At 74.7% G+C, this 25,996-nt stretch carries 22 protein-coding genes; 8 read left to right on the top strand and 14 right to left on the bottom strand.

What is annotated here, in order from left to right:
* Positions 1-37 precede the first annotated feature (37 nt).
* The 3 genes from K5O09_RS07040 to K5O09_RS07030 all read left to right on the top strand — a co-directional run bounded on the left by K5O09_RS07040 (position 38) and on the right by K5O09_RS07030 (position 1,658).
* Positions 38-745: an SOS response-associated peptidase gene (locus K5O09_RS07040; protein ID WP_222172054.1), complete on the top strand. Its 708-nt coding sequence runs from the start codon at positions 38-40 to the stop codon at positions 743-745.
* A gap of 76 nt (positions 746-821) precedes the next feature.
* Entirely contained in the window at positions 822-1,424 is a 603-nt protein-coding gene (locus tag K5O09_RS07035; protein WP_222172053.1) for a hypothetical protein, read from the top strand.
* Between the two features lie 57 nt (positions 1,425-1,481).
* On the top strand, positions 1,482-1,658 hold the full coding sequence (locus K5O09_RS07030) for a hypothetical protein (protein WP_222172052.1): 177 nt from the start codon (positions 1,482-1,484) through the stop codon (positions 1,656-1,658).
* Between the two features lie 107 nt (positions 1,659-1,765).
* Here K5O09_RS07030 and K5O09_RS07025 read toward each other — a convergent pair whose 3' ends face one another.
* Positions 1,766-2,518, bottom strand: a complete 753-nt coding sequence (locus K5O09_RS07025) for a cell wall-active antibiotics response protein (protein ID WP_222172051.1) — start codon at positions 2,516-2,518, stop codon at positions 1,766-1,768.
* A 131-nt stretch (positions 2,519-2,649) separates the two neighbouring features.
* Between K5O09_RS07025 and K5O09_RS07020 the strand changes: the two genes are divergently transcribed.
* Positions 2,650-3,000 (top strand): hypothetical protein, encoded by a 351-nt coding sequence (locus tag K5O09_RS07020; RefSeq protein WP_222172050.1) that lies wholly within the window; start codon positions 2,650-2,652, stop codon positions 2,998-3,000.
* 371 nt (positions 3,001-3,371) lie between these two features.
* On the opposite strand, the gene K5O09_RS07015 is transcribed toward K5O09_RS07020, so the two are convergent.
* From K5O09_RS07015 to K5O09_RS06955, 13 genes are all read right to left on the bottom strand, one after another.
* Positions 3,372-4,151 (bottom strand): lytic murein transglycosylase, encoded by a 780-nt coding sequence (locus tag K5O09_RS07015; RefSeq protein WP_222172049.1) that lies wholly within the window; start codon positions 4,149-4,151, stop codon positions 3,372-3,374.
* A complete protein-coding gene (locus K5O09_RS07010; protein ID WP_222172048.1) occupies positions 4,148-5,848 on the bottom strand; it encodes a PASTA domain-containing protein in 1,701 nt (566 codons plus the stop codon). The genes K5O09_RS07015 and K5O09_RS07010 overlap by 4 nt, the downstream gene beginning before the upstream one ends.
* Entirely contained in the window at positions 5,845-6,627 is a 783-nt protein-coding gene (gene pstB / locus K5O09_RS07005) for a phosphate ABC transporter ATP-binding protein PstB (protein ID WP_370635573.1), read from the bottom strand. The genes K5O09_RS07010 and pstB overlap by 4 nt, the downstream gene beginning before the upstream one ends.
* A 241-nt stretch (positions 6,628-6,868) precedes the next feature.
* Positions 6,869-7,948 (bottom strand): sortase, encoded by a 1,080-nt coding sequence (locus K5O09_RS07000; protein WP_222172047.1) that lies wholly within the window; start codon positions 7,946-7,948, stop codon positions 6,869-6,871.
* On the bottom strand, positions 7,945-8,724 hold the full coding sequence (locus tag K5O09_RS06995; protein ID WP_222172046.1) for a hypothetical protein: 780 nt from the start codon (positions 8,722-8,724) through the stop codon (positions 7,945-7,947). The genes K5O09_RS07000 and K5O09_RS06995 overlap by 4 nt, the downstream gene beginning before the upstream one ends.
* Positions 8,721-9,869, bottom strand: coding sequence for a DUF916 domain-containing protein (locus K5O09_RS06990; protein WP_222172045.1), 1,149 nt, complete (start codon positions 9,867-9,869; stop codon positions 8,721-8,723). The genes K5O09_RS06995 and K5O09_RS06990 overlap by 4 nt, the downstream gene beginning before the upstream one ends.
* A 118-nt stretch (positions 9,870-9,987) precedes the next feature.
* Positions 9,988-11,301: an Ig-like domain-containing protein gene (locus tag K5O09_RS06985; RefSeq protein ID WP_222172044.1), complete on the bottom strand. Its 1,314-nt coding sequence runs from the start codon at positions 11,299-11,301 to the stop codon at positions 9,988-9,990.
* A 109-nt stretch (positions 11,302-11,410) separates the two neighbouring features.
* A complete protein-coding gene (locus tag K5O09_RS06980; protein ID WP_222172043.1) occupies positions 11,411-12,613 on the bottom strand; it encodes a substrate-binding domain-containing protein in 1,203 nt (400 codons plus the stop codon).
* Between the two features lie 165 nt (positions 12,614-12,778).
* Entirely contained in the window at positions 12,779-15,376 is a 2,598-nt protein-coding gene (locus K5O09_RS06975; protein ID WP_222172042.1) for a hypothetical protein, read from the bottom strand.
* Between the two features lie 4 nt (positions 15,377-15,380).
* Positions 15,381-17,054, bottom strand: coding sequence for a phosphate ABC transporter substrate-binding protein PstS (locus tag K5O09_RS06970; RefSeq protein ID WP_255596183.1), 1,674 nt, complete (start codon positions 17,052-17,054; stop codon positions 15,381-15,383).
* A complete protein-coding gene (gene pstA, locus K5O09_RS06965; RefSeq protein ID WP_222172041.1) occupies positions 17,051-18,322 on the bottom strand; it encodes a phosphate ABC transporter permease PstA in 1,272 nt (423 codons plus the stop codon). Before pstA ends, K5O09_RS06970 begins: the two co-directional genes overlap by 4 nt.
* A gap of 11 nt (positions 18,323-18,333) precedes the next feature.
* Positions 18,334-19,416: a phosphate ABC transporter permease subunit PstC gene (gene pstC / locus K5O09_RS06960; RefSeq protein WP_255596182.1), complete on the bottom strand. Its 1,083-nt coding sequence runs from the start codon at positions 19,414-19,416 to the stop codon at positions 18,334-18,336.
* Positions 19,417-19,709: 293 nt separating this feature from the next.
* Positions 19,710-20,303, bottom strand: coding sequence for a TetR/AcrR family transcriptional regulator (locus K5O09_RS06955; RefSeq protein ID WP_222172040.1), 594 nt, complete (start codon positions 20,301-20,303; stop codon positions 19,710-19,712).
* A 237-nt stretch (positions 20,304-20,540) separates the two neighbouring features.
* On the opposite strand from K5O09_RS06955, the gene K5O09_RS06950 reads away from it, so the two are divergent.
* The 4 genes from K5O09_RS06950 (at position 20,541) to K5O09_RS06935 (ending at position 25,332) form a co-directional block, all read left to right on the top strand.
* Positions 20,541-21,776, top strand: coding sequence for a sensor histidine kinase (locus tag K5O09_RS06950; RefSeq protein ID WP_222172039.1), 1,236 nt, complete (start codon positions 20,541-20,543; stop codon positions 21,774-21,776).
* Positions 21,773-22,417, top strand: coding sequence for a response regulator transcription factor (locus K5O09_RS06945; RefSeq protein WP_222172038.1), 645 nt, complete (start codon positions 21,773-21,775; stop codon positions 22,415-22,417). Before K5O09_RS06950 ends, K5O09_RS06945 begins: the two co-directional genes overlap by 4 nt.
* 126 nt (positions 22,418-22,543) lie before the next feature.
* Positions 22,544-25,201: a class III lanthionine synthetase LanKC gene (gene lanKC / locus K5O09_RS06940; RefSeq protein WP_222172037.1), complete on the top strand. Its 2,658-nt coding sequence runs from the start codon at positions 22,544-22,546 to the stop codon at positions 25,199-25,201.
* Entirely contained in the window at positions 25,198-25,332 is a 135-nt protein-coding gene (locus K5O09_RS06935; protein ID WP_222172036.1) for a SapB/AmfS family lanthipeptide, read from the top strand. The genes lanKC and K5O09_RS06935 overlap by 4 nt, the downstream gene beginning before the upstream one ends.
* Positions 25,333-25,996: the final 664 nt, after the last annotated feature.

Raw genomic sequence — 25,996 nt, 5'->3', positions numbered from 1 at the left:
GTGGCCGCGTGTCGGTGACCGGCCGCACACTGGCCCCATGTGTGGCCGCTACGCCCAGACCCGCGCCGCCGACCAGCTCGAGCGCGACCTCGCCGTCGACAGGATCCTCGGCGAGCGCCGGGGCCCGTCCTGGAACGTCGCGCCCACGCAGGACGTCCCCGTGGTGCTCGAGCGCGTCGAGGACGACCGGCCGCAGCGCCAGCTCCGCACCGCCCGCTGGGGACTGGTGCCGTCGTGGGCGAAGGACGTGTCGATCGGCTCCCGCATGATCAACGCGCGCTCGGAGACGGTCCTGGAGAAGCCGGCGTTCCGCAAGGCCGCGGCCCGCCGTCGCGCGCTGGTCCCGATGGACGGGTACTACGAGTGGCAGGCGCACGAGCGCGGCCCGAAGACGCCGTACTTCCTGCACGGGGCCGAGCCGCTCGCGGCGGCCGGGCTGTACGAGCTCTGGCGGGACCACACGAAGGCCGACGACGACCCGGACCGCTGGCTGTGGTCCGTCACGATCATCACGCGGCCCGCCACGGACACGCTGGGCCACATCCACGACCGCTGCCCCGTGCTGCTCCCCCGCCCGCTGTGGGACGACTGGCTGGACCCGGCGACCACCGCGGCGGACGAGGTCGGCGCGATGCTCGTCCACGTCCCCGAGCCGCACCTGACGCCGCGCGAGGTCGGACGCGCGGTGGGGAACGTCGCGAACGACGGCCCGGAGCTGGTGGTGCCCGTGCACCCCGGGGAGTGACCTCGCCGGGACGTCGGACGCCGGCTGGGCCCTGGGTCCGTGGCGCGCACCGGGCGGCGTGTGGCGGGATGGAGGGGTGGACGGCCCCCGCATCGAGCTCGCGTGGATCCCGCTCGGCGCGGGCGGCTCGCCCGTCGTCCGCTTCAGCGGCCGCGCGTACGAGGCGCTGCTCGCGCGCCGGGACCACCGGGAGCGGTGCGCGCTGGTGCACGCGGCCCTGCTGCTGACGCACGACGCCGGGACCACGGTCGTGGAGGTGACACCCGTGTGGGGCCAGCCGCCCGGGGACCGCGGCGTCGTGGCGGAGGGCCCGGTGGGCGCGCGGGTCCTGGGCCGCAGCCGGTGGTTCCGCTACGAGGTGCGGTGCTGGCGCGGGGGCACGGTGCCCGACCTGGCGTGGGCCGTCGAGCGCCGCACGGTCGCGTCCGGCGAGGCGCCCGTCCGCGCTCTGCTCGCGGCGGCCCCGGCGGTGCCCCGGCACGTGTGGGGGCGCGACGCGCTCCGGTGCGGCGACATGTGGAACTCGAACTCCGTCGTCGCGTGGCTGCTCGCGGCCGCCGGCGTGGAACCGGCGCCGCTCGCCCCGCCGCCCGGACGGCGCGCCCCGGGATGGGCCGCCGGCGTCGCCGCCGCGAGCCCGGCCCGGCCCGCCCCGGGCGACCGGGTGACGGGTCCTTGACCGCCCCGACGCCCCGCGGGACGCTGGCCGGACCACGACGACGTGAAGGGGGCAGCCATGCGATCTCTGAGGTGCCGGTTCGGACGGCACGCGTGGCGCGTCGAGCGCAATCCCGACCAGGGCGGGCCGGAGGCGATCACCGAGGTGTGCGCCCGCTGCGGTGCGGACCGCCGGGTGTACGAGCCGACGTCCGGCACGTGGATGGCCACGGGGATGATGCGCGGGCCGAGCTGACGCGCTCCCGCACCGCCCGGCGCGCGCTCGACCGTGGCGCCGCCGGGCTCGGGGCCGACGACGCCGCCGGCGACGTGTCGGACACGCGCCGCGCCTCGCGGCGCGTGTCAGGCGTACGGCGTGCCGGGGGTGCCGGGCTGGCCGGGCGTGCCGTACGGCGGCTGTGCGGCGGGGTCGTACGGCTGCTGCGCGAGCGGCTTGCCGTGCTTGATCGTCGCACCGCCGAAGACCGTCACCGCGTGGACCTCGAGCACCGGCGCGTCCGGGTCGAACGGCGCCACGGTCTTGTCGTCCGTGCCGCCGAACACGGGCAGCGTGACCATCTGCACCCGCCAGGTCGGCGGCACCTTGATCTCCACGCCACCGAACATCGTGAAGACGTCCACGCGCGCCCGGCCCTGGATGGCCGCGGCGCGCAGGTCGAGGTCGATGCCGCCGAACACCGCCGTGAGCGACGCCGACCGGAACTGCTGGGACAGCGACCGACGGTCCCCGCCCCAGAAGAACACGAACAGCCGGACCCGGTCCGCGTCGTCACCGCGGCCCGTCGACGCCAGCAGGATCGACAGCCCCAGCACGGCGACCGCCACGGGGAGCGCGAAGGTCCACGGGCTCTCCTGCACGACGTCGAGGGCGTCGAGCAGCCAGAGCCCGCCGGCGGCGATGACGATCACCGGCCCGAACCACGCCCGCGGGACGAGCGCCAGGGCGGCGGCGCCGACGGCGACCACGGCCGTCGGCACGAGCACGGACCAGACGCTCGAGGCCCGCAGGACGTCGAGCCGGTCGAGCAGCAGCACCACGCCGGCGAGCACGAGCAGGGCACCGACGAGGACCTGACCACCGGAACGTCGTGACATGGCCCCACCGTAGCGAGGCAGGGGGTGGCGGGTCCGACGGTTTCGGGGCCTGAGTCGTCGCGTTCCCGCGTCCGCCGCGCTGTGCCCTCACCGTCCTCGCGGTGTCGGACCCTGCGCCTACGGTGCTGCGCATGACGATCACGTACGCGCAGGCGCTGGAGTGCCCCCTGACCAGGCAGCACCTGGTGTCCGGTGCGGCGTCCGCTGTGGACGTCGTGCGCCGGCTCGCCGCGGTGCCCGCGTGGTCCGGCGACGCCGAGCTCGCCGTGCGCCGGCGGCTCGCCGACCCGGAACCCGGCGCGGTCGCGGACGCGGTGCGGGACGGCGTAGGTGAGCCCGGGCTCGTGGCCAGCGGCGGCGGTGACGTCCTCGCGGTCCTCAGCCTCGGCCACCGGGCCGGCCGGGTCGACCGCGTGCGGGTCGTGCGCAACCCCCGCGAGCTCGGTGCCTGGCGTGGGACCGGGTCCCGAACCCACGCCTGACGGTGAGGCCCCGGCCCGGTCCCGTGGGCCCGGCCGGTGTCGACCGCGCGCCCGCAGGTCGGGTGTCGGACGTCCGTGCGGCGGACGTCCGTGGGCGACGACTCCTTCGCCGACCCCGTCGGCAGGTCAGCAGTGGCGGTCGTCGTACTCGTGCGTGCGTGCGTGCGGTGGCTCGTTCGTCCATGGTCCTGGCTGGCGCCGGCGTCGGCCCGGACGACCCGATCCCTCGACGGCCGGCACGGCCGCCGGGTACCCGACGCCGCGCTCGCGCAGGTCAAGGCTGGTCAGTGCGTCGTACGGGTCGGACGCCACCACGTACTCCCTGACGAATCCGATCACCCGATCTCGCAGGCTCTTCGTACGCCACTCCGTCACGGCGCACCGGCCCGCCGGGCGTACTCGGTGGCGATGCGAGCCACCGAGTCGGCGTACTCATCGGAGCGGTTGTACGTCAGGACCGCAGCGCGCCACCCCTCGCTCGTCGTCATGGTGGCGTCCGCACACAGGTACCGCGCCGCAGCCAACGCCGCGTCGTCGAGCACATCAGGATCAGAGATCCCGTCGCCGTCAGCGTCCGCGCCCCACCGTGCCCAGGTGGTCGGGATGAACTGCATCGGACCCACCGCCCGGTCCCACACGACATCCCCGTCCCAGGTGCCGTCATCAGTATCCGGGATCGCCGCGACCCCGTCACCGTCCAGCGGGACGCCGCGGATCTCCGGGACCGAGCGGCCGTCGTCGCCCAACACGGCGCCGCCATGCGACCCGTGCCCGGACTCGATACTGCCGATGGCCGCGAGCGTGTTCCAGCCCAGCCCGCAGCCAGGCTGCTCGGCGTCGACGGCCAGATCCGCCGCGCCGTACGCGAGCACGGCACGCACCGGGATGCCCGTGCGGGCGGCGATGCGCTCGGCCCACAAGACATCGACGTGGTACACCGCAGCTGTGCCCGGTGCCGCGTCGTCGCGCGTCGCCCCGGGCAGCGCGGCCATCACAGGAGCGTCTCCCGACAGGAGCGCGACCGGGGCGGGCGGCGGGGCGAGCTCCAGCGCGATCGTGGCGCCGGCCAGGGGCAGCACGAGGCCCACGGTGAGCAGCACGCGCCGCGTCCACCCCGGCCGCCACACGTCAGGTGTCGTCGGGGCGGTCATGCGCCCGACCCCGCAGACGGTTGCTCGGTCGGCGCCGCGGTGGGCGCGGGTTCCTCTCGCACGACCGTGATCGCCGACCCCACACGCAGGACCGCACCTGCGCCCGGCAGAGTCCCGGTGACGCGGGCACCCGACGTCGCCGCGGGGTCACCCTGCACGACGAAGCCGGCCACCTCGAGCGTGGCGGTCGCCGAGGCGACGGTGAGGCCCGCCACCGCGGGGACCTCATTCGCCCCGGACGCGACCACCACGTCCACGGCAGTGCCCGGCGCGACGGGGCTGCCCGCGGCCGGCACCTGACCCAGCACGACGTCGGCCGCGAGCGGCGAGTCCTCGTCCTGCACCCCGCCGAGCACCAGACCCGCGAGCAGCAGAGTCGCCTGGGCGTCAGCGAGCGACCCGACCAGCACCGGGACCGCGACGGCGGACGGCGCCTCGGCGACGGCGGGTGGCGAGGTCGCGTCCGCAGGCGGCGGGACGGCGACCGGTGCGGTGCTCGGAGCCGACGTCGCCGCAGCCGACGCCGACGGGGACGCCGCCGGCGGCACGGCGACTTGCGGGGCGGCGTCCCCGCCCAGCACGCCCCAGGTCGCGAGGCCGACCACCAGCGCGACCGCGACGCACGCGAGCACCCCGCCGGTCGGCACCCGTGCGGCCGCGGAGTGCGGCCCTCGCGGCTCGGGCCCATCGGCGGCGGCCAGGTACGCGAGGTCGCCGGCGGCGGGCAGCGCCCGGGTGCGGGAGACCTCCGGAGTGGCGTCAGCAGTCGTCCAAGCGGGCGGGTCCGGCTGCGTGAGGCCCACCAGGACCGCGGCCAGGGCCGACCGCATCTCCGCCGCGTCTCGGTACCGGCGCAGGGGGGTCTTGGCCAGAGCCCGGGTCACCACCCGGTCGAGCGGCCGCGCGGCCGGCACCAGGGCCGACGGAACCGGCGGCGGAGCGGTGACGTGCGCCTGCAGCACCTGCACGGCGGTCGCACGCGGGAATGGCGGCTGCCCGGTCAGCAGCAGGTGCGCCAGGGCACCCACCTGGTAGACGTCGCCGGCGGGGCCGACCGGCAGTGCCTGCGCCTGCTCGGGCGACAGGAAGTGCAGGTTCCCCACCACGGACGCCGACCCATCACGCACCGGGGCGCGCAGCACGTCGCTGCCCGCGGCCGTGCGCCCGGCAGCGTCGGCGAGCCCGAAGTCGACCAGCCGGACGTCGGCTGCCCGAATCGACCCGGTCCCCCGCGCGAGCAGCACGTTGCCGGGGCTCACGTCCCGGTGCACCAGCCCACGGGCGTGCGCGGCCTCGAGCGCCGCGAGAACGCCGTCCAGCACCGCACCCGCGGCGAGCGGCGTCATCGGCCCCTCCGCAGCGACCCGGTCGCCGACGCTGCCGCCGGGAACCAGGTCCAGCGCGATCCAGGCCATCGTCACGCCGCCGGCCTCGTGCAGACCTGAGCCGTGCACCGCCGCGACGTTCGGGTGCCGAAGCCCCTGAACAGCGCGCGCCTCGGCGAGGAACGCGTCGCGAGTCCAGGCGTCCGCACCCAGGTGCGGGTGCAGCACCTTGACGGCGACCCGGACCGGCGCGCCGTCGTCGTCGCTGCGTTGCAGGTCCTCCGCCTCGTAGACCGAAGCCGATCCGCCGACGCCGAGCAGGTCGCCGATGACGAACCGGCCGCCGAGAGTCGCGTCGGCCGTACCGGTCACCCGAACCGCCCGTTCACGTAGTCGTACGTGCGGGGGTCCTGCGGGTCGGCGAACATCGCGTCGGTGTCGCCGTGCTCGACGATCGCACCGGGTGTGCCCTGCGCGGCCAGGAAGAACGCGCACTGCTGGGAGACACGCTGCGCCTGCTGCATGTTGTGGGTGACGATGACGATCGTGACTTCCTGGCGCAGCTCGGTCATCGTCTCCTCGATGACCCGGGTCGAGGTCGGGTCAAGGGCAGAACACGGCTCGTCCATCAGCAGCACCTTGGGCCTGATCGCCAGCGACCGGGCGATGCACAGCCGCTGCTGCTGTCCACCGGACAGGCCGCCGCCGGGCTGCTTGAGCCGGTCCTTGACCTCGCGCCACAGGCCCGCGGAGGTGAGGGAGCGCTCGACCAGCTCGTCCTTGGTGTCCCGGGACGCCTTGGTCCCGGTGAGCTTGAGCCCGGCCACGACGTTGTCGTAGATGCTCATGGCCGGGAACGGGTTCGGCTTCTGGAACACCATGCCGATGTCCTTGCGCGCGTCCTGCAGCTTGCGGCGCCGGTCGTAGATGTCGACGCCGTCCAGCAGCACCTCGCCCGCGAGCGCCGCGGACGGGACGAGCTCGTGCATCCGGTTGAGGATCCGCAGGAACGTCGACTTGCCGCAGCCGGACGGGCCGATCAGCGCGGTGACCTGGCCTGCGGGCATCGACAGCGAGACGCGCTCGAGCACCTGGTGGCTGCCGAACCACGCGGAGATCTCGCGCGCGTCGATCGAGGACAGCGGCTGCACCGGGACGCTGGGCGCGGGCACGCCGAGCGCGGGTGGCGCCGGGGCGGCGTGCGCGGGGCGCGTGTCGGCGATCTCGGCATCGGCCTCGCGCTCGGTGGCACGGGCGGGCGCCGGGAGCGGCGCCGGGACGTCCGGCGCCTCGGTGCCGACGGCGGGCAGCACAGTCGTGACGTTCTGGTCGGGCGGCGTGACGTGCACGCGGGAGGTCGTGGTCATCATCGGGTCCTCGGGTCTCGGACGGTCACAGGACGTTGGGCAGGGCGTTCATCACGACGTCGGCGCCCGCGACGCCGAGGGCCAGCAGGACGGGCACGCCGACCAGCCAGGAGTGCCAGCGGCCCCAGGTGTTCCAGAGCCACCACAGGCCCACACCGGCGGCCACCAGGAAGACGAGGACGAAGAACGCGGTCCACCACGCCCCCGCGTCCTGCCCCATCGCGCGCTCGGCGGCGGGCAGGGCCTCGTACGCGATCACCTGGCGAGGGGCCTCCTGCACCTCGGACACCAGCGCGGCGTCGACGTGCAGCACGCCCGACGGGAACAGCGCGAGCCCGTCCGCGGTCTGCAGCTCGAGCCGACCCTCCCCGCGGCGCACCGCGGCGGGTTCGGGGTCACCGGCCCGACGCAGCCCGAGCACCCGATAGGTGTGCGTGCCCTGCCCGGTGGTGACCGTGATGTCGTCGCCGGGTGCCAGCTCGCTCAGCGCGCCGAACGGGCCGCCGTAGGTCGTCTGCCGCCCGACCAGCACCGTCGTGCCGGGCTGCCCCGGCATCGCGGTGTCCCGGCGGTGGCCCGGCCCGGACCGCAGCACCTCGGCCGTCGTGCCCTCGGTGACGACCTCGGACAGCCCGACGGCGGGGATCTCCAGCAGCGCGACGGGCGTGCCGGCCGCGACCAGTTCCTCGTCGACGTCCAGCGGCCCGACGGGCGTCTCGGCCCGGGCCAGCGAGTCGCGCAGCTCGCCGTAGGACAGCGTCTGCGCGCGCTTGTGCTGGAACCCGGAGAGCACGGCGACGTGCGCGACGAACGCGAGCAGCAGCACCGACACCGTCAGCAGGGCCGCGCCGGTCCACCACCGCCCGTCCCGTGGCGCGAGTGGACGCGGGGCCGGGGCGGGCAGCCGCGACCGGCCGGGGACCGCGGGTGCGCCGCCACCGGACCGGCCGTGGCGCGGCACCGCGTTCCCGCGGTCGATCCGCTTCCGCCCGGGTGCCTGCACCTGCCGCCCGGCCCGCCGCTGCCCCCGGCGCTGCCGCGGCTCGCGCCGGGCAGGAGGCGCGGGCGCGTCCTGCTCCGACTCCACCGCGGTGCCCGCGGTCACGAGAGCACCGGCGCCATCGCCGCCACCGGCGCACGCATCGCCCGCAGCAGCCACCAGCCGCCGACACCGGCCCCGGTCAGGCCCACCCCGCCGCCCGCCCACCAGGCCCACGCCGGCACTCCCTGCGTGCCGGCGTCGTCCGCGGTGGCGGACCCGATCAGGACGTCACCCAGCGCGATCCCGGTGCACCACCCCCTCAGCTGGACCGCCAGCCGTCCCGCGGCGGTCTGCTCCGCGACCGGAACGACGGCCTCGACCGACCCCGCCGCGTCCGCGGTGAACGTGCCGACGACGGCCGGGTCGGCGAACAGCACCAGCTGCACCCGCTCCCCCGCCGGGAACCCGGCCGCGGTGACCGTCATCTGCTGGCCCGGCAGGTACACCGTCCGGTCGGTCGCCACCGGCTCGCCCGCGGACTCCGGCGTCGTCGGGACCGCGGGCTCCGTCGGCACGCACGGGGCGGCGTCCGCCGGCGGAGCGTCGGTCTCGACGGTCGTCGTGCCGCCACGGGTGCCCGCGCCCGGCTTCGTGGCCGCCGGCGGAGTGGTCCCGGGCCCGGTGACCGGCGGTGTCCCCCCGGGGGGTCGGGTCGACGGGCCGGGCTGTGCCGGAGGCGTGGACGCGGGACCCGGGATCGTCACCGTGAGGTCCGGGCCGGCCGGGTCGGCCGCGTGCGCGGTGCCCGCGGCGAGGCTCGACCAGGCGACGCCCGCCAGGACGACCGCCAACAGGGTGCCGGCGGCGCGCCGGGTGCGCGTGGGAGGGGTGCGGGTCATCGGGCGCTCTCGCTCTCGTGGTCGTGGTGGTCGGGTCGGCCGGCGAGCGCCTCGGCCCGCACCTGGTCGGCGTAGGCGGCGAGGTCCTCGCCCAGCAGCCGGCGGGACCGGCGGCGCAGCAGCACGGTCGCCGTCACGCCGCCGGCGACGAGGACCAGGAGGCCGAGCGCCGCCCACGGCACCGCCCAGGCGCGCACGGAGGCGGTGACGACCTCGCCCGCGGGTGTCGCCGGGTCCTCGGGGCCGGACGGGGTGACGGTGATCGCGCCGGACAGCAGCAGCGCAGGCGGGACGCCGGGAAGCTCAGCCACCACGTGCGCGGTGCCCCCGGGCACCAGGTCGGCGACCGGGTCGAGCGTCACCGTGCCGAGGTCGGTCCCGAAAGGGCCCGTGAGCCGCACGACCGGCTCGGCCGACATCAGCGTGTTCCCGGCGTTGGTCAGGTCGAACGCGACCTGGGCCGCCGTGCCGCCGAACGGCCACGCCGCCCCGGAGTACCCCGCGACGGCGCCGGAGACGGTCAGCACACTGGTCAGCGGCCCGTCCACCCGCAGGTGCAGCCGGGTGCCGACGCGCTGGGCGACCTGGACCGCGGAGCCGGCGGCGTCGGTGCCGGTCGACGTGTACGACGCGACGACCCCCGCGGCGTGGTCGCCCGGGGTCGCGTCGTGCGGCACGGTGATCGCGACGGGCAGGTCCACCCGCTCCCCCGCCCCGACCGTGACCTCGACGCCCAGCCCCGCGACGCAAGCGGCCTCGGCAGCCGGGTCCTCGGTCACCGGGCAGACCGACGCGGCCGAGTCGACGGCGGTCCAGGCGCCGAGGTCGGTGGACGCCTGGTCCGCGCCGACCAGCGTGAACGCGCCGGTCTCGTAGTCGGTGGTGGCGTCCGCGGCGTACACCCGGAACGTCGCCGGGGTGGCCGAGTAGTTCGACACGGCGACCCAGTCGGTCACGGTCGTGCCCGGGGCGACCTGGTAGGTCAGCTCGGTGCGGCCGTCGGGGCCGGCCGGGGTGGAGGGCTGGACGCTCCAGGTCACGTCGCCCTCGGCGGCGGGCACGCGGGCCTGTGCGGCGGGGGCGGGTCCCGCGACGAGCGTCGCGAGCAGCGCCAGCGCGAGGGCGGCGCGGGTGGGGGCGGTCATGGACGCCTCTCGGTCACGGACGGGACAGGGGTGCGGGACGGGCGCGGCCGTGCGGCCCGCCCGGTCCGAGGTGGACCGGGCGGGCCGCCGGGACGCGGCGTGGCGATCGGGCCTCCGCTCAGATGAGCGTCAGCGTGAGGGTCGCCGTGTACTCGCCCGCGGCGACGTCGGACGGCGCCTTCAGCGCGATGCCGGCCTCGACGCGGGTCTCGTCCCCGGTCACGCCCGCGGTCGCCTGGGCCAGCGCCTTGTCGGTCGACAGGCCGCCGTTCGCGCCGGGGGCGACCGCCGCACCGGCGGTGCCGGCGTTGCCGGTGCCGACCAGCGCGGGGGTCCAGCCGAGCGCCGACGCCGCGAACGTCTTCGTGGCGTCGGCCTTGTTCACGAACGCACCGGCCCTGCCGTTGAGCGTCCACGGGGTGCGGGTGGTGCGGCTGTCCGACACGGTGACGGCACCGAGCGTGCCGCTGGCCACGTAGGAGGTGCCGTCCAGGGTCGCCTGGCTCAGCGCCACCGCGCCCGGGGTCACCGTGAACTTGAGCCCCGTCGCGGACGCGGGGATCGTGACGGTGATGTCGGTCTGCTGCGGCGGCTGCGGCTCGGCCACCGTGGTGACGACGGCCTCGTTCGACTCTGAGCCGTTGTGCGCCGCGTCGCCGCCGTAGACGGCCTTGAACCGGTACTCCGTGCCGGCGGTGAGCCCGGCCACGGTGGCGGACGCCGAACCGTCTGCGAGGGTGCCCGCACCGACCTGGGCGCCGGTCGCCGTGTTCACGAAGGACACCGACCCGGTGGCGGCGGGCACCACGGCCGCGGTGAGGATGACCGAGCCGTCGTTGCCGGCGGTCGGGGTGAGCGTGGTGGTCGTGTCGACCTTCTCGACGGGGGCGGCGTCCACCGCCCAGGTCTTGGCCTCGGTGTCGATCCGGACGTCGACCGAGAAGTACTTCGCGGTGCCGACCGGGTCGGTCGTCGCGGGGTAGGTGCCGTCCGGGGTCTCACCCGGGTCGCAGGTGACGACGTAGGTGGCCAGGCCGCTCTGGAACGCGCTCGCGGGGAACCCGGCGGTGATCCACCGCGCGGCGGATGTGCCGGTGCGTGCCATCGGCTGCCCGTCGAGCCCGTTGCCGGCCGCAGCAGCAGCCTGCACGATGCCCGGCCACTTGCTCGCCTGGGTGCCGTCCTCCCAGATGAACAGGACGCGCGAGGACTTGCGGAAGCCGTCGGGGCACCCGACGGCGGTGGTCAGCCCCGTGGGGCCGCCACCCGTGGCGAGCGCGCCCGACGACGGGGTCAGCGTGATGTCGCCCAGCCGGTTGGCCGGGTCGAGCACGCCGTTCGCCGCCTGGGCGGGCATCGCCGTGAGCGTGGCGGCGGCCACGGCCGCCGCGACGAGGGCGCCGGCGCGGCGCAGGAAGGAGGTGCGAGGCATGGCAGGGGTCCTGTCTCGGGGAGCGGAGGGGTCCGGGCGGTGGTGCGGGGTGCGCCCGTCCCCGACCGGGACGGGCGCACCCCTGCCGGTCAGGCCGGCGTGGTGGTGCTCAGTTGGTGCGGAAGTTCACGGCGTCGCCGGCGCGGTAGGTCTCGCCGGCGATCGTGACGCCGTTGACCTCGGAGTCCCGGTTGATCAGGGAGCCGAAGCCGAAGTCCTCGATGACCCAGGACTCGCCCGAGGGGCTCTCCGCGGTGTAGACCGCACCCTCGGTCGCGGCCGTGGCCGGGTTGTCGACGAACGCGAACGCGAGGTCCGTGTTCGTGCCGATGGCCGCGTTCTCCACCACGGTGAACACCGGCCGGGTGATCTGGAACGCCGTGTTCAGCACCCCGTCGACGACCGGCGCCTGGGCGCCGACGGTGCCGAGCTCGGCACCCTTCCGGCGGTCCAGCACCTCGACGCCGTACGAGCTGGTCAGGTCGTCGGCGTTGCCCTGCGCGATCCACTGCGCGACCGAGAAGGGCACGAGGCCCTTCGGGTCGGCAGCGAGCACGCTGCCGTCGTGCTCCTGCACGGAGCCGCCGGAGAACACGTCCTTGACGGCCGAGCCCTTGGTGGTCTCGGTCAGGCCGAGCTGGGCCAGGAAGAACGCCCGGGTCCCGGAGCCGGACTGCGGCAGGTACGGGTGGATGGCCGCACTCGCGCCGCTGCCGACGACGTAGGGCGTGCCGTCGATGACGACCGACGCACCCTCCGCCGCGCGGTAGATCGCCGTGAGCTCGGACAGCTCGAGCTGCTCCGGCAGGGAGCTGGCCGGACCGAACGCGTAGGTGACGGCGTCGACGGCCAGCGGGACGTACGAGTACGCGCCGGAGGTGCTGGCGGGCACGCCGCTGGAGGAGCGGGCGAACTGGAGGTCCGACCGGCTCAGCGGCGCGTTCGAGGTGCCCCGCGCGTTGGACAGCACCGAGCCGGTCACCGTGGCCTTCAGCGCGGAGACGCCCTGGCCGGAACCGTTCGGGCGCGGGATCGACGTGCCACCCGTGTGGGTCTGGATGAAGTTGTCGTCACCGGCCGGGACGGTGGCGTCCCAGGAGCCCAGGATGAGCTGACCGTTGCGCTCGACCACCGCGGACAGGCCGTTGTTCAGGTCCTGGGTGGTGTCCGAGCCCGAGCCGTTCAGCGCGCGGTTGAGCGTCGGCGCCCCCGTGTCCGGGTTGATCGGGTCGGCCATGGCGGCCGAGCCCGACGCGAGGACGGCGGCGAGGCCGAGGGTGGTGATGGAGAGCCACTTCGTACGCTGTTGCATGACACGTGCCTTCCAGGTAAAGTCCCCCTGAATTTCGCCCCTCGTGGGCTCCGGCCCCCCCCACCTCGGTTCGCAGCCCGGTGGGGGGGCTTCCTCGTCCCGGCCGGGGAACACGGGCCGGGTCGGGTGCTGTGGCGGCGCGGGCGTCGCCCGCGCCGGGTCAGGTCATCCGGTGCCCCGGCGCCGGAGGAGGAACGGAGAGGCGAGCAGACCGCCCGCGCCCGCCAGCAGGCTCGCGCCCACGACGCCGCCGACCGGGCTCGCAACCCGGGGCGTGCGCTCCGCGACCGGGGCCGCGGACCGGCTCACGCCGGTCTGCGGCGCGGCGGCGCCCTCCGGTGGAGGCGACGCCTGCGGGGCCGCCGCCGATCCGGTCGGCACCGTGACCGTGGCCCCGCCCACCGGCGGGGCCGTCCCACCGCCCGCGGTCGAGGCCGGCGTCCGGAGCAGCTCCGCGAGCTCCCGCGTCGCCGCGACCTGATCCGCGGTCAGCGGCACGTAGCCCTCGGGCAGCCCGCCACGCTGCCCGGTGTGCACGTTGCCGGCGCCGGCCGCGTAGTCCAGGAGGTGCGCATACTCGGAGCGTGCGACCTGGTCCAGGTCCGTCGAGGCGAGGTCGACCGCGGCGTACACGGTGGTCGCGAGCGGGTAGGCGCCGGCGGGCAGCGCCCCCGGGTCGGGGGTCGCCACCCCGGTGCCCTCGACGTCCCGCTGGACGGCGACCGCCGCGGCGACCGAGGCGTCGTCCGGCGCCACGAACTCGCGCGCCGAGCCGACGGTGTCCGCGGCCGTCCGACCCGGCAGGGGCAGTGCCAGGCTCGCGGAGCTGATCCCGTGGGTCAGCGCCGACGCGGCGGAGGTCGGGCCGAGGATCAGGCGTCCCGCGACCGTGTCCGCCGGGTTCTGCGGACCGTCCGACACCCAGAAGCCGACGTTCGTCCCCGAGAACTTCTGCGGGTCCCACACCGTCACGCGCTTGCTGTCCACGTGCGCGATCCGGCTGGCGTTCGCGGCGAACGAGGTGGAGTACGGGGAGTACGTCGTCCCGTCGACCTGCAGGCCGCGGTAGTTCGCCTTCGCTTCGGTGGCATCCGGGGAGACGGTCTGGTCGGCCTTGGGGAACGTGTCGAGCGGCTGGGAGAGCAGGTCCAGGCCGCCGCCCACCGCTTGCGCGTGCCCCGGGGGCAGGTAGTAGGGGTTCACCGTCATGCCCCAGGGGTCTGGCTCGCCTTCCAGGAACGCCCGGGCGTCGGCGTCCGCCAGCACGTACTGCCAGAGCAGCCGGGTGGCGTCGTCGCCCTGCGGGCCGACCACCACCCAGGCGCCCCAGCCGAGGGAGCCGGCGAAGTCCGTCGGGTTCCCGACGGCCGCCCACTCGGGGTCGGTCAGCACCGAGACCACGGTCCGGCTGCCGAGCGACTCGCCGACGGAGGAGGACGCCAGCTGCGGGAGGTCACCGGCGTAGGACTGCGTGAGCAGCTTCGCGAGCAGCCGAGGCGTGAGCCGCAGATCCCGGTGCAGGACGCTTCCCGGGCTCTCGGCGACGAACCCGATCGTCAGCGCCGTGTTGACCAGCGGGGCGTACCCGGGGTCGGCGGACTCGAGGAGCGCCGGGTCCGTCCCGCCGATCGTCTCCCGGGTCAGCGGCGCCGAGACCGCGGCCATGCCGACCTGCCCGGTCAGCAGCTGCGCGCGGGTCAGGTCTCCCGAGTTCGTGGTCAGCCCGAACGCTGCGCCTTCATCGCCGCCGCAGAGGCGGGGCTGCCAGGAGCTGATCGCCTCGGTGACCAGCTCGCTGCCGACCACGCGCCGCTCGGCCGAGCCGGCGGGGCAGCGCAGGTACGGGTCCTCGAAGTCGAGCGGCACCACGACCCGGTCGTGCCACGACGTGCACTGCGTCGGGTCCAGCGGGGTGCCGACCTGCTTCGTCACGATCTCGCCGTAGCGGGACGACCCGCAGGCGGTGCCGTCCTCGAGCGAGTTCGAGTGGGACCCGCGCGGGACGACGACGAGCCAGCACCGGCTGCCGGCCGCCGAGTCGCCGTCCCCGCAGCCCAGGTACGGCTGGGAAGCGGCGGACTGCACCGTGAAGCTGGTGGTGGCGGTGCCGTCAGCGCGCACCGGGACGAACGGCTGCTCGTTGGACGACGAGGGGTCGAAGAACCGCCCGAGGCCGTTGTTCACGTACTCCGCGGCCCCGTCGCGGACGGAGACCTGCTCCTGCACCTGCCCGGTGACGGCGCGGAACGTCACGCCGCCCCGGCCGAGGACGTCCCGGCTGCCGAACGTGCCCGTGAGCTTCGACGCGTTCCCACCCACCTCGGCCCAGTCGTACGCCCCCCACTGGCACGTGCGCGCGAAGTCCGCGGCGGCGGGATCGCCCCAGCACTGGAACACCTGCAGGAAGTTCGTGATCTGCTGCGGCTTCACGACCGTCGGCGCCATCCCCGACGCGGTCACGGTCACCGCCTGGTCGATCAGCCCGCGGGTCTGGCTCACGGTGACGCGCAGGTCGCGGAAGTCGTCCCAGTGCCCGGACCCGGCGTCCTTCCCGGCGCCGTCCGACGTCAGCGCGGCGTGGTCGGGCTGGTGCTGCTGGATCTCGGGGTCGTTGCCGCCGGCCCAGGCGACCGTCACGGCCGACTCGGTCTCCCCCGCCGCCTGCGCGGGCGCGGGGAGGCCGACGGCGGCGAGGCCGGCCACGGTGGCGAGCGCGACGGCGAGCGCCGTCAGGCGCGCGGCTGCGCGGGTGGTCGAGCGCACGGGCTCAGGCTCCTTCGGGGTGGGTCGGAGGGCGCGGGGCGGGCAGGAGGTTCCGGCGGGAGCGGCGCCCGAGCAGGGGGGGCAGTGCGGCGGCGGCGAGCATGCCGGTGCCGGCGCCGGCGACGGCGAGCCGCGGCAGGATGCCGGGAGCGGCGCCCGGCAGCTCCTGCGGGCTGCCGGCCACGGTGGCGGGTGCGGCGGAGCCGTCGAGCAGCCCCGCGTCGGCGCCCAGGGACCCGTCGCCGGCGACCGCGGCGTCGTCGGTCGCCGCCGCGCCCCCCGCGGCACCGCCCGCCGCCTGGTCCGCCGCCTGGTCCGAGGTGCCGGTCTGCGCGGTCGGGGTCTCGGCTGCGCCGCCGGTCCCGGTGGCGCACTGCGTCGGCCCCTGCTTGTCGCACTCGGGCGGGTACGGCGCCTCGTTCGCCAGCCGGTTGGAGCCGTCCGGGCTGAACGTCGGGTTGTTGCAGTCGCTGATGCCCTTGATCACGGGGTCGCCACCCGGGATCTTCTGGATCTGGGCCTGCCCGGCCTGCACCAGGTTGATCGGCAGCGGCGAGTACCCGAGGGTCTCCGCGCTCTGCTGGCCCTCGCAGAGGAAGTACGCACCGAAGTCGGCGAGCGTCCTCCCCTTGTCCGGCGAGAACCCGGCGTCCTGGGAGGTCGGCAGGATGATGTACGAGTAGCTGGAGAGCGGGTAGGTGCGTGCGTCGGCCGACCGGTAGACCTGCGAGAGGTCCTGCGTCAGGTAGTCCGGGGACGCGGTGTCCTCGTTGATCTGCGCACTCAGCAGGCCGACCGCGACGTTGCTGGCCGTCGGCTCGGTGTAGTAGCCGGAGGCGTTGAGCACCTTGGCCACGGGGTACCCGGAGTTCAGCGCGTACGAGTACTCGACGAAGGTGATCGACCCGACCGCGTGCCCCTGGGCGACGTAGCCGGCGACGCCGTTCGACCCGGACTTGGCGACGAAGCCGGAGCCGGGCACCACCGGGTAGTTCGAGGTGACGCCGCAGTGGCCGTCGATCAGCGGGCGACCCACCTTGCCGCAGTACGCGTCCCAGAGGGCGCTGTGCTCCTGCCGCAACCAGATGGACACCTGCGCCGTCGCGCCCGACCCGTCCGACCGGACCACCGGCACGATCGGTACCGCGGGCAGGGCGAGCGCCGGGTTGTCGGCCTTGATCTGCGGGTCGTCCCAGCTGGTGATGACGCCCGTGAAGATCTTGGCGACGGTGTCGCCGGACAGCCGCAGGTTGGTGACCCGCTTGCCGCCGATCTGCAGGTTGTACATGAATGCGGTGCCGCCCGCGACGATCGGCATGTACGCGAACCCGCGTCCGGGCCGCTGGTCGCCCTCGTTCGAGTTCGCGATGCCGTACGGGATCTCCGAGACGCCGAAGTCGGCCGTGCCGTTCGCGAAGTCGTTGCGGCCCTGGGTCGAGCCGGACTCGGAGAAGGTGATCTTCCACTGGTAGTTCGCCCACACGTTGCGGATCCACGCCTGGAGCGCGTTCGCCGACCAGGTCGAGCCGGACCCGATGATCGGGGCGTGCACGCCGGGGTTCCCGACCGAGGCTCCGGCGACGCCGCTCCCGCCGACGACGATCAGCAGCACACCGAGCAGCGCGACGGTCAGCCGCACGGGACCCCACGCGGGGCCGGCGATCCGCCGGGCGCTCACCGGGTCACCGCCGTGGGTGCGTCGGTGGTCGCGGCCGCCGCGACGAGCTCGCGCCGCTCGAACCGCGCCGCGAGTCGCACGGAGGCGGCCCGGGCGCGCCGGAGGCCGCGCGGCGTCAGCACGCCCGGCCCGCGCCCGCCGATGAGCCGCGCGACCATGAACAACACGAAGACCAGCACCATCAGCACGGCCGCTGCGCCGAACCCGCGGGCGATCTGCGTCGGCTCCGGGCTCTTCACCAGCGTGAACGTGGCGAAGGGCAGCGACACCATCGGCCCCGAGAACGGGTTCCAGTTGAAGAAGGTCGTGTACCCGGCGGTCAGCAGCACGGGCGAGGTCTCGCCGATCCCGCGGGCTGTGCCGAGCACCACCGCGGTGGTCAGCCCGGATCGGCTGGTCGGCAGGACCACGTGCCAGACCGTCCGCCACTGGCTCGCCCCGGTCGCCAGCGACGCCTCCTTGAGCGTGCCGGGCACCAGCCGCAGCACCACGTCGGAGGACCTGATGATGATCGGCAGGATCATGATCGTGATCGCCAGGCTCGCCGCGAACGCCGACTTGTCCATGCCGAACATCAGGATGTACGTGGCGTAGATGAACAGCCCGCACACGATGGACGGCAGCGCGGTCATCGCCTCGGTCACCGTGCGCACCACCCGGGCGAACGGCGACGGGAACTCCGCGAGGAACACCGCGCACAGCAGGCCGAGCGGGATCGCGACGGCAAGGGCGATCGCGATCATGAACAGCGTGCCGACCGCTGCGTGCGCCATGCCCCCGACCGTCATCGGGTCGAGCGGCCCGGCCATCGACAGGTCCTGCGTCCAGAAGTTCGCGTGCCGGAACGCGTCCGACCCCCGCCCCAGCGTGAACACCACCACCACCGCGAGCGTCAGCAGCAGCAGGACGGCCGCCGAGTGGATGACCACCGACACCACCCGGTCGACGATGGTCACCCGGTCCTCGTCGAAGCTGATCAGCACGACCGTGAACAGCAGGAACAGCGCGTAACCGATCAGCACCGCCGGCAGCACGCCCCGGACGGGCAGCACCTGGGTGCAGAGCCACGCCGTGGCGGCGACCGCGGCGGCCGCCGCGCCCACCAGCCGCAGCACGTCCTCGCGTCGCAGGGTCGACAGGTTCCGCCGGGCCTGCGGGGCGGCGGGGCCGGCGGTCGGCCGGGCGCCGGGCACCGCGGTGCGGGGGCGCGGCACCAGCGGGGCCGCCGGTGCGTGGAGGACCGCGGGCGCGGTCTCGGTCGTGGTCATCGACAGGTCCTTCAGCTCGAGGCGCCGGAGCGCGAGCGCTGGATGATGAAGCCGGCGGCGAAGTTGACGAGCATGGTGATCGTGAAGAGCACGAGGCCCGCCGCCATGAGGCCGGAGAGCTCGAACTGGGACGCCTCGCCGTAGCGGAGGGCGATCAGCGAGGAGATGGAGTTCGTGCCGGTGGAGAGCACGTGCCAGTTGATGACGAACACCGGGCTGATCACGAGGTAGACGGCGATGGTCTCCCCCAGCGCCCGGCCGAGGCCGAGCATGGTGCCGCCGATCATGCCGCCGAGCCCGAACGGGTAGACGACGTTCCGGATGACCCCCCACCGGGAGGCCCCGAGCGCGAGTGCGCCCTCCCGTTCGCCGACCGGCGCCTGCGAGAACACCTCGCGCATGATCGAGGCGGCGATCGGGGCGACCATCATCGCGACGACCAGCCCGGCGAGGAACGCCGAGGCGGTGAAGACCGTCGGGGTGGCCAGCGGGTCGTCGGCGTCGAAGGCCGGTACGTCGAAGACCGGGATCCAGCCGAGGTAGGTGCTGATCCACTTCGCGACCGGCAGCAGGTTCCCCTCGAGCCAGAACATCCCCCAGAGGCCGTAGACGACGCTGGGGATCGCTGCCATCAGGTCGACGACGCCGATCAGCAGCCGCTTCAGCCCTTCGGGCGCATACTCGACGATGTAGGTCGCCGTGCCGATCGCCAACGGGACCGCCACCGAGATCGCGACGAGCGCGATGCTCACCGTGCCGAACAGGACCGCGGCGATGCCGAACCGGCCGGAGTTCGGCTCCCAGTCCTGCTCGGTGAGGAAGTCCGGGCCCGCCGCGCCGATCGCCTCGGCGCCGCGGATCGCGAGGAACAGGCCGACCAGGGTCATGATCGCCAGCACCAGGACGCCGCCGCCGTGCGCACCGATCGTGAACACCCGGTCCGAGGTGCCGCGGCGGGCTCTCAGGGTCCGCGGGACCGCCGGGCCGGGTGCGCCGCCCGAGCCGGGTGCGCCGCCCGCGCCGGTCACGTCGCGCTCGGCCTCGGTCGTCATCGCCGCCCTCTGCTGCTCGTTGCCGCTGGTGCCGGGAGACATCCGGGCGGGGATCGGCCCCACCGCTCCGGCGCGGCACATCGTGCAGCAGCTCGAAACGAGTTGGCAAACCACTTCGTCGGTCAACAACTGCCGCGGTGAGATCACAGGGGAATGGCGGATGAACGCAGGGTGAACGCGCGAAGGGTCCGGCATGCGATGCGCGTCCGCACCAGTACCGTTCGGCAGCATTGTCGGCATCGGCGACTATGCCGAGCGACCACCTCGGCGCACTCGGAGGTCGCGCAAGATGAATTCTCGTCGCGCGGCGCGGCGCGACCCGACGGGATGACGCGTCAGGCGGTGCCGACCCGCAGTCCGGGCTCGACCAGCCGCCACATCCGACCCACGCGGGTCACTGCGTCGACGTCGCGGGTGGCGGGCGCCGGCGTCACGCACGCCCCGTACAGCGCCTCGACCAGGGTCGCCGCCACCTCGCGGATCGCGATCGCGTCCGACACCTGCGCGTCGGCGATCGCTTGCTGCAACCCTCGGATGACCACGTCCTGCCAGGTCACGAACGGGGATGCGGCTTCGGGAGTGCCGATCTCCTCCGAGATCCTCAGCACCGCGCGAGCGCGCACGTCGGCGCCGAGGCGCGCGGCCACCGCGAGCGCCACCGCCTCGACCGCGGCTAGCCCGCGCAGCTCCGCCGGCACGACGAGCGCCGCGCGCCACTCCGCGTCCTCGCCCTCCGCCAGCGCCTGCGCCAGCTCCAGCTTGCTCGTGAAGTGGTGGTAGAGCCCGCCCTTGGTGACGCCGGCGCGGTCCAGCACGTCCTGGATCCGCGCGCCCCCCAGCCCGTGCAACCAGAACTCCTCGGCCGCCGCATCGAGCAGCAGCTCCCGGGTCCGCTCGGCCTGCTCCCGGCGCATCATCGGTCGATCCACGTCGCACACCCTATGCCATTCGACCTATCCCGTTCATCCAGGTCGCCGCGGGTAAACGTTAGCCCGAAAGAGGGTCGCTCGACCTCGAGAATGCTCCGGACCCGGCGGCACCGGTTACGAAGGACCGGGCGGTGGCTACGATTGCTGCTGCGCGCTCCTCCTCCAAAGCGTGCTGCGTGACACCCGTTCGCCGACCGGATCGTCGGTGAAGGGTCCGACCCCGTCCTGGGAGCCGTCTTGCCCGCACAGCCCGCGGCACCGCCGCGTCTGCTCCTGCCCGACCCCGCCTGGGCCGTCCTGCTGGGAGTCGCGTCCGTCGGGTACTTCCTGCTGACGATCGCCGTCGGCACCAGCTTCTTCACCCACGGCCCGGGGCCGTCCGTCACGGCCGGCAGCGTGTGGGGCAGCGTCGCTGTGCTGGCGGCCCAGTCCGTGCCGATGCTCTGGCGCACGCGCCGGCCGGTGCTGAGCTTCTGGCTCGTGTTCGCCTGCTTCCTCGCCGCGACGGCCATCTCGATCGACCGGAATCTCACGGTCTCGCCGACGCTGCTGTTCGCGGTGTTCAGCGTGACGGCCCGCACCAGGACCCGGACCTGGGCCACGACCGCGGGCGTCGCCGCGGGGATCGACACGACGGTGCAGCTCGTGCTCGGGGTGATGTTCGGCGGCGTGCTCACCCCGGTCGCCGTCCTGGCCGTGCTGACCCGGGTGGTGCCCACGTACCTGGCCCCGTGCCTGGCCGGCCTGCTCTACGGGTCCCAGCGCCGGCGCGCGGAGCTGGCCGCCGCCCAGACCGAAGCGCTGCGCGAGGCGGCCGAGGCGCAGACCGCCGCCGCCGTGGCCTCCGAGCGCAACCGGATGGCCCGAGAGCTGCATGACGTGGCCGCGCACCACCTGTCCGGCATCCTGCTGCAGACCCGCGCCGCGATCCGGGTACGCGAGTCGGACCCCCGCACCACCGGCGTGCTGCTGGAGTCCATCCAGTCCGAGGGCGAGCTCACGATGCTCAACCTGCGGGAGGTGATCGGGGTGCTGCGCGAGGACAGCCCGGTCGCGGGCGTCCCGGCACCGACCCTCGCCAGCCTGCCGACACTCCTCGCCGCGGTCCGCGACCTGCACCCGGAGCTCGCCCTCGCCGTGACGGGTGACCTCCACGACCTGTCCCCTGCGACCTCGCTCGCCTGCTTCCGGATCATCCAGGAGTCGCTCACCAACGCGCGCAAGCACGCCCCCGGTGGGGCGGTCACCGTCGTCATCCAGCGGAACCCGCGCGAGGTGGTGGTCGAGGTCCGCAACGCGGCCGCCACCGACCCCGCCCCGCCCGGCGCGCCGGAGAGCCGCCGGGGTTACGGGCTGGTCGGGATGCGCGAGCGTGCCGCGATGCTCGGCGGCGTCCTGGAGACGGGCCCGGCCCCCGACGGCGGGTGGCGCACCCTGGCCGTCATCCCGCTGGACCGGCAGGTCGCCGCGTGATCCGGGTGCTGGTGGTGGACGACCAGCTGGTGGTGCGCCGCGGGTTGCGGGTGCTGCTGGACGACTTCCCGGACATCACCGTGATCGATGAGGCGAGCTCGGGCCCGGATGCGCTCGCTGCGGTGCACCGGCTCCGGCCCGACGTCGTGCTGATGGACGTCCGGATGCCCGGGGGCGACGGCATCGCCGCCACGCGAGCGCTGACCTCGGAGCCCGAGGCGGTGCCGGTCATCGTCATCACGACGTTCGACCTTGACGAGTACGTGTTCGGCGCGCTCGAGGCCGGCGCCTCCGGCTTCCTGCTGAAGAGCGCGGACCCGGACGACATCGCCGCCGCCGTCCGGGTCGCCGCGCGGGGCGACGCCCTGGTCGCACCGTCGGTGACCCCACGGGTGATCGCCGAGTTCGCCCGGCGCCGGCAGATCCCGGCCGTCCCCACGGCGTCCCACTCGCTCACCCGCCGGGAGCTCGACATCGTGCGCGCGCTCAGCCAGGGACAGAGCAACGAGCAGATCGCCGAGCGGCTGCACCTGGAGGCGGGCACGGTCAAAGCGCACCTGTCTCGCGTGATGGCCAAGCTGGACGCCCGCAGCCGCGTGCAGGTCGTGGTGTGGGCGTTCCGGAACGGGATCGCTTCATGACCTGCGGACCTACGCCGAACGGCAGGGCCGGATGATGCCGTTCGGCAGAAGCGGCGCCCACCACCGGCTGACGATGATGTGACCGCCGCGCCGCACCCCGAAGCGGCGCACGCCGAGAGGCAGACCGTGGACCCGTTGTACCTGCGCTTCGCTCGCACCGACCCGTTGTTCTACGACCGGCCGGACAGCCGCCGCTCCCGGCGCCGTCCGCTGCAGCCCGACCTCGGCCGGGACTGGACGGCCTGGCGGCACGCCGACGACGGGGACTGGTCGTCGTGGGACCCGGGCCTGGTGCTGCCGGACCAGGGCTGGAAGATCCACGTCTCCGCCACCCCGGCCGTTGCGCGCGAGGTGCTGCGCGCCGTGTCGGGCTACTGCCACACGCACCGGCTCGCGTTCAAGCACGTGCCGGACGCGGACACCCTGGTCGCCCGGAACGCGAAGGACGCCGACCGGGCCGCCGCGGGCAAGTTCATCACCGTGTACCCGCGGGACGAGGCCGAGCTGCTCGCCACTCTCGACGGGCTGGAGGCGCTGGTCGGTGGCTTCCCCGGGCCGTACGTGCTGAGCGACCTGCGCTGGAACGCCGGACCGCTGTACGTCCGGTACGGCGCGTTCGCCTCTGCGTGGACCCGGGACCAGGCCGGTCGGCCCGTCGCCGCGCTGCGCGACCCGGATGGCGTGCTGGTCGAGGACCGCCGCACTGCGGCGTTCACGCCACCGCCGTGGGTCCGGTTGCCGGACGCCCTGCGCGCGCAGCGGGACGCGCTCGGCGGCACCGCGGCGCCCTCGGACTTCCCCTACACGGTGACCCGCGCGCTGCACCACTCCGCCGCCGGCGGCGTCTACGAGGCCACCGACGCCGACGGCCACCGGGTCGTCCTCAAGGAGGCGCGTCCGCACGCAGGGCTCACCCCGGACGGCCGGGACGCCGTCGACCGGCTGCGCGCCGAGGAGCAGCACCTGCGGGCGCTCGCCGGGCCGGACGTGGTCGGGGTGCGCGAGGCGGTCACAGTGCACGGCCACCGGTTCTTGGTGCTGGAGCACGTGCCCGGCACCGCGCTGCACACCGAGGTGGTGGCGCGCTGCCCTGCGATCCGGTCCGGGGCCACGCCCGCGCAGCACCTGGAGTACCGGCAGTGGGCGCTGGACGTGTCGGGCCAGGTCGAGCGGGCCCTCGCCCGGGTGCACGCAGCCGGGCTGACCCACGGCGACCTGCACCCCGGCAACGTCCTGGTCACGCCCGAGGGGCGCGTCGTGCTGCTGGACCTGGAGATGGCGGCCTCCGTGGACAGCGCACCGGCGCCCGTGATCGGCGCGCCGGGGTTCGTCGCGCCAGACGGCCGCGGCGGCGCTGCGGCCGACCGGTACGCGCTGGCGTGCCTGCAGCTGTTCCTGTTCTGCCCGCTGACGGCACTGCTCGCGCTCGACCCGCTGAAGGCCGACGAGCTGCTCGACTTCGCAGTCCGTACCTACGCCCTGCCGGAGTCGTGGCGTGCCGCCGTGCATGCCAACCTCGCCCTGCCGGGCGCGGAGCGGCTCGACGACCGCTCCCGGTTGGCCCGGGTCGCCCACTCCGCCGTCCGGGCCTGGGAGACGAGCACAGAAGACGACCTGCTGGGCCTGCAGGTGCTGATCGGTCGGTCCGTGGCGGCGAGCGCCGACCTGGCCCGGCGCGACCGCGCCTGGCCGGGCGACCCGCAGCAGCTGTCCGAGCAGGGTTACGGCCTGGCGCACGGGGCGGCGGGCGTGCTGCACGCGCTGGAGGCGTGCAGCCTGGACGTCGAGCCGCAGGGTTGGGACTGGCTGGCCGACGCCACCCACCCGCGCCGGGGCGGCTCCCCGACGCACCTCGGCCTGTACGACGGGCTGGCGGGCGTCGCGTGGTTGCACCGCCGCGCGGGGCACGACCGCGAGGCCGACCGGCTGCTCGGCCACCTGCTCGCGGTGGATCCCGGTACGCTCGGACCAGACCTGTACGGAGGGACCGCCGGGCTCGGCCTGTACCTGCTGTCCGAGGCGGACCGGGACCCGGCGCTGGTCGGCCGGGCCGCCGACCTTGCCCGCGGGTTGCGCGCACAACTCGACCTGCGCGGCCCGGCCGACTCCGTGGCTACCGGCACCGGCGGGCTGATGCGCGGGCCATCGGGCACGGCGCTGCTCGCCCTGCGGCTGTACGAGCGGACCGGCGACGCGGCGCACCTGCGCCTGGTCACCGACGCACTCGACCAGGACCTGGCGCACTGCGCCGTCGCCGACGACGGGTCGCTGCAGGTCCATGAGGGCTGGCGGCTCCTGCCGTACCTGGGCTCCGGCTCAGCCGGTGTCGGGCTCGTGCTCGCGCAGACGCTCTGCCACCTGCCGGACCCCGAGCGGTACCTGCCCGCACTGGACGGCATCACCGCCGCGGCGTCCGCCCCGTTCGTCATCGAGCCGGGGCTGTTCCAGGGCCGCGCCGGTCTGATCCACTACCTCGTCCTGCTCGCCCGTCTCGGACTCGCTACCCCTGCGTCGGACGCCGCGCTGGCGGCGCACGTGGACGCGCTGAGGCTGCACGCCGTCCGGCACGCGACCGGGATCGGGTTCCCCGGGCAGGGCCTGCTGCGGTTGTCGTGCGACCTGGCCACCGGCTCCGCGGGCGTCCTCGTGGCGCTGCAGGGCTGGACGATGCTGATCCACGACGAGGCCCGCACCGGCTGGGAGGCCCTGCTGCCGGGTCTGCTGCCTCCCCCCGCGCCCGCCCGGCACGACCCGCGCCGGACCCAGATGTCAGGAAGGGGGTGAATGACCCCGTGGGCTTCCTCCTCAGCCTCCAGACGCTCGACGAGCGCCCGGACGCCCGACAGCACGCCGAGATGGCCAGCACGTACAGCCTGACCGTCTGCATCAGCACGACCTCGACGCTGATCTGCTGACCCACCGGCCGGCGTCCCCGTGAGGGGGCGTCGGCCGCGTCCGGGTTCCCGACCCGGCAGGTCGGCGCGACGGGCACCGGCGTCGACAGCCAGTCCCTGGACCAGCCGGGCGGCCATCTCGGGAGGACGTTCTCCCGGGCGGAGCAGGCCGAGGCCCGCTCGAGGATCTCGACCTCGATCGCCAGCACCCCGTTGCGGCACCGCAGCTCGACCAGCTCACGCCGCTCCTCGGAGCTCACGCCCTCGCAGCGACCGGCATCGAGGTCGTCCTGCGCCATCCACCGGCGCAAGCACGACTCGTTGATGCCGAGATCGGCCGGGCCTTCGCGACCGGCTGCTGACCCGAACGAGCCAGGTCCCCTGCTCGACGCCGGAGCTCCGGCGTCTTGGCTGCACCGATGGCACTCCGGCGGGCCGTGCTCTTGCTCCGCCGTCTGCCAGCACTCGTTGCACACCCAGTACCCGCCGGCGCCTTCACCGGTCCCCGCGCGGCTCGCCACCCGTTCCTGGAAGGCACCTCGGCGCGTGTCGCGACCCCAGCTCGTCTTGACTGGCTGTGCCCCTACACGCCAAGCAGATCGGTCATCACCCGGGACGGTCGACCGGACGCCCGGATCGGAGCGACGACCGTCCCAGACGGACGGAGAACTCACGCTCGTCGGAC

It is taken from the genome of Cellulomonas sp. C5510 (assembly GCF_019797765.1).
GTDB lineage: Bacteria > Actinomycetota > Actinomycetes > Actinomycetales > Cellulomonadaceae > Cellulomonas.
Note: the sequence above shows the minus strand (reverse complement) of the source record. Positions and strands in the feature narration are given on the sequence as shown.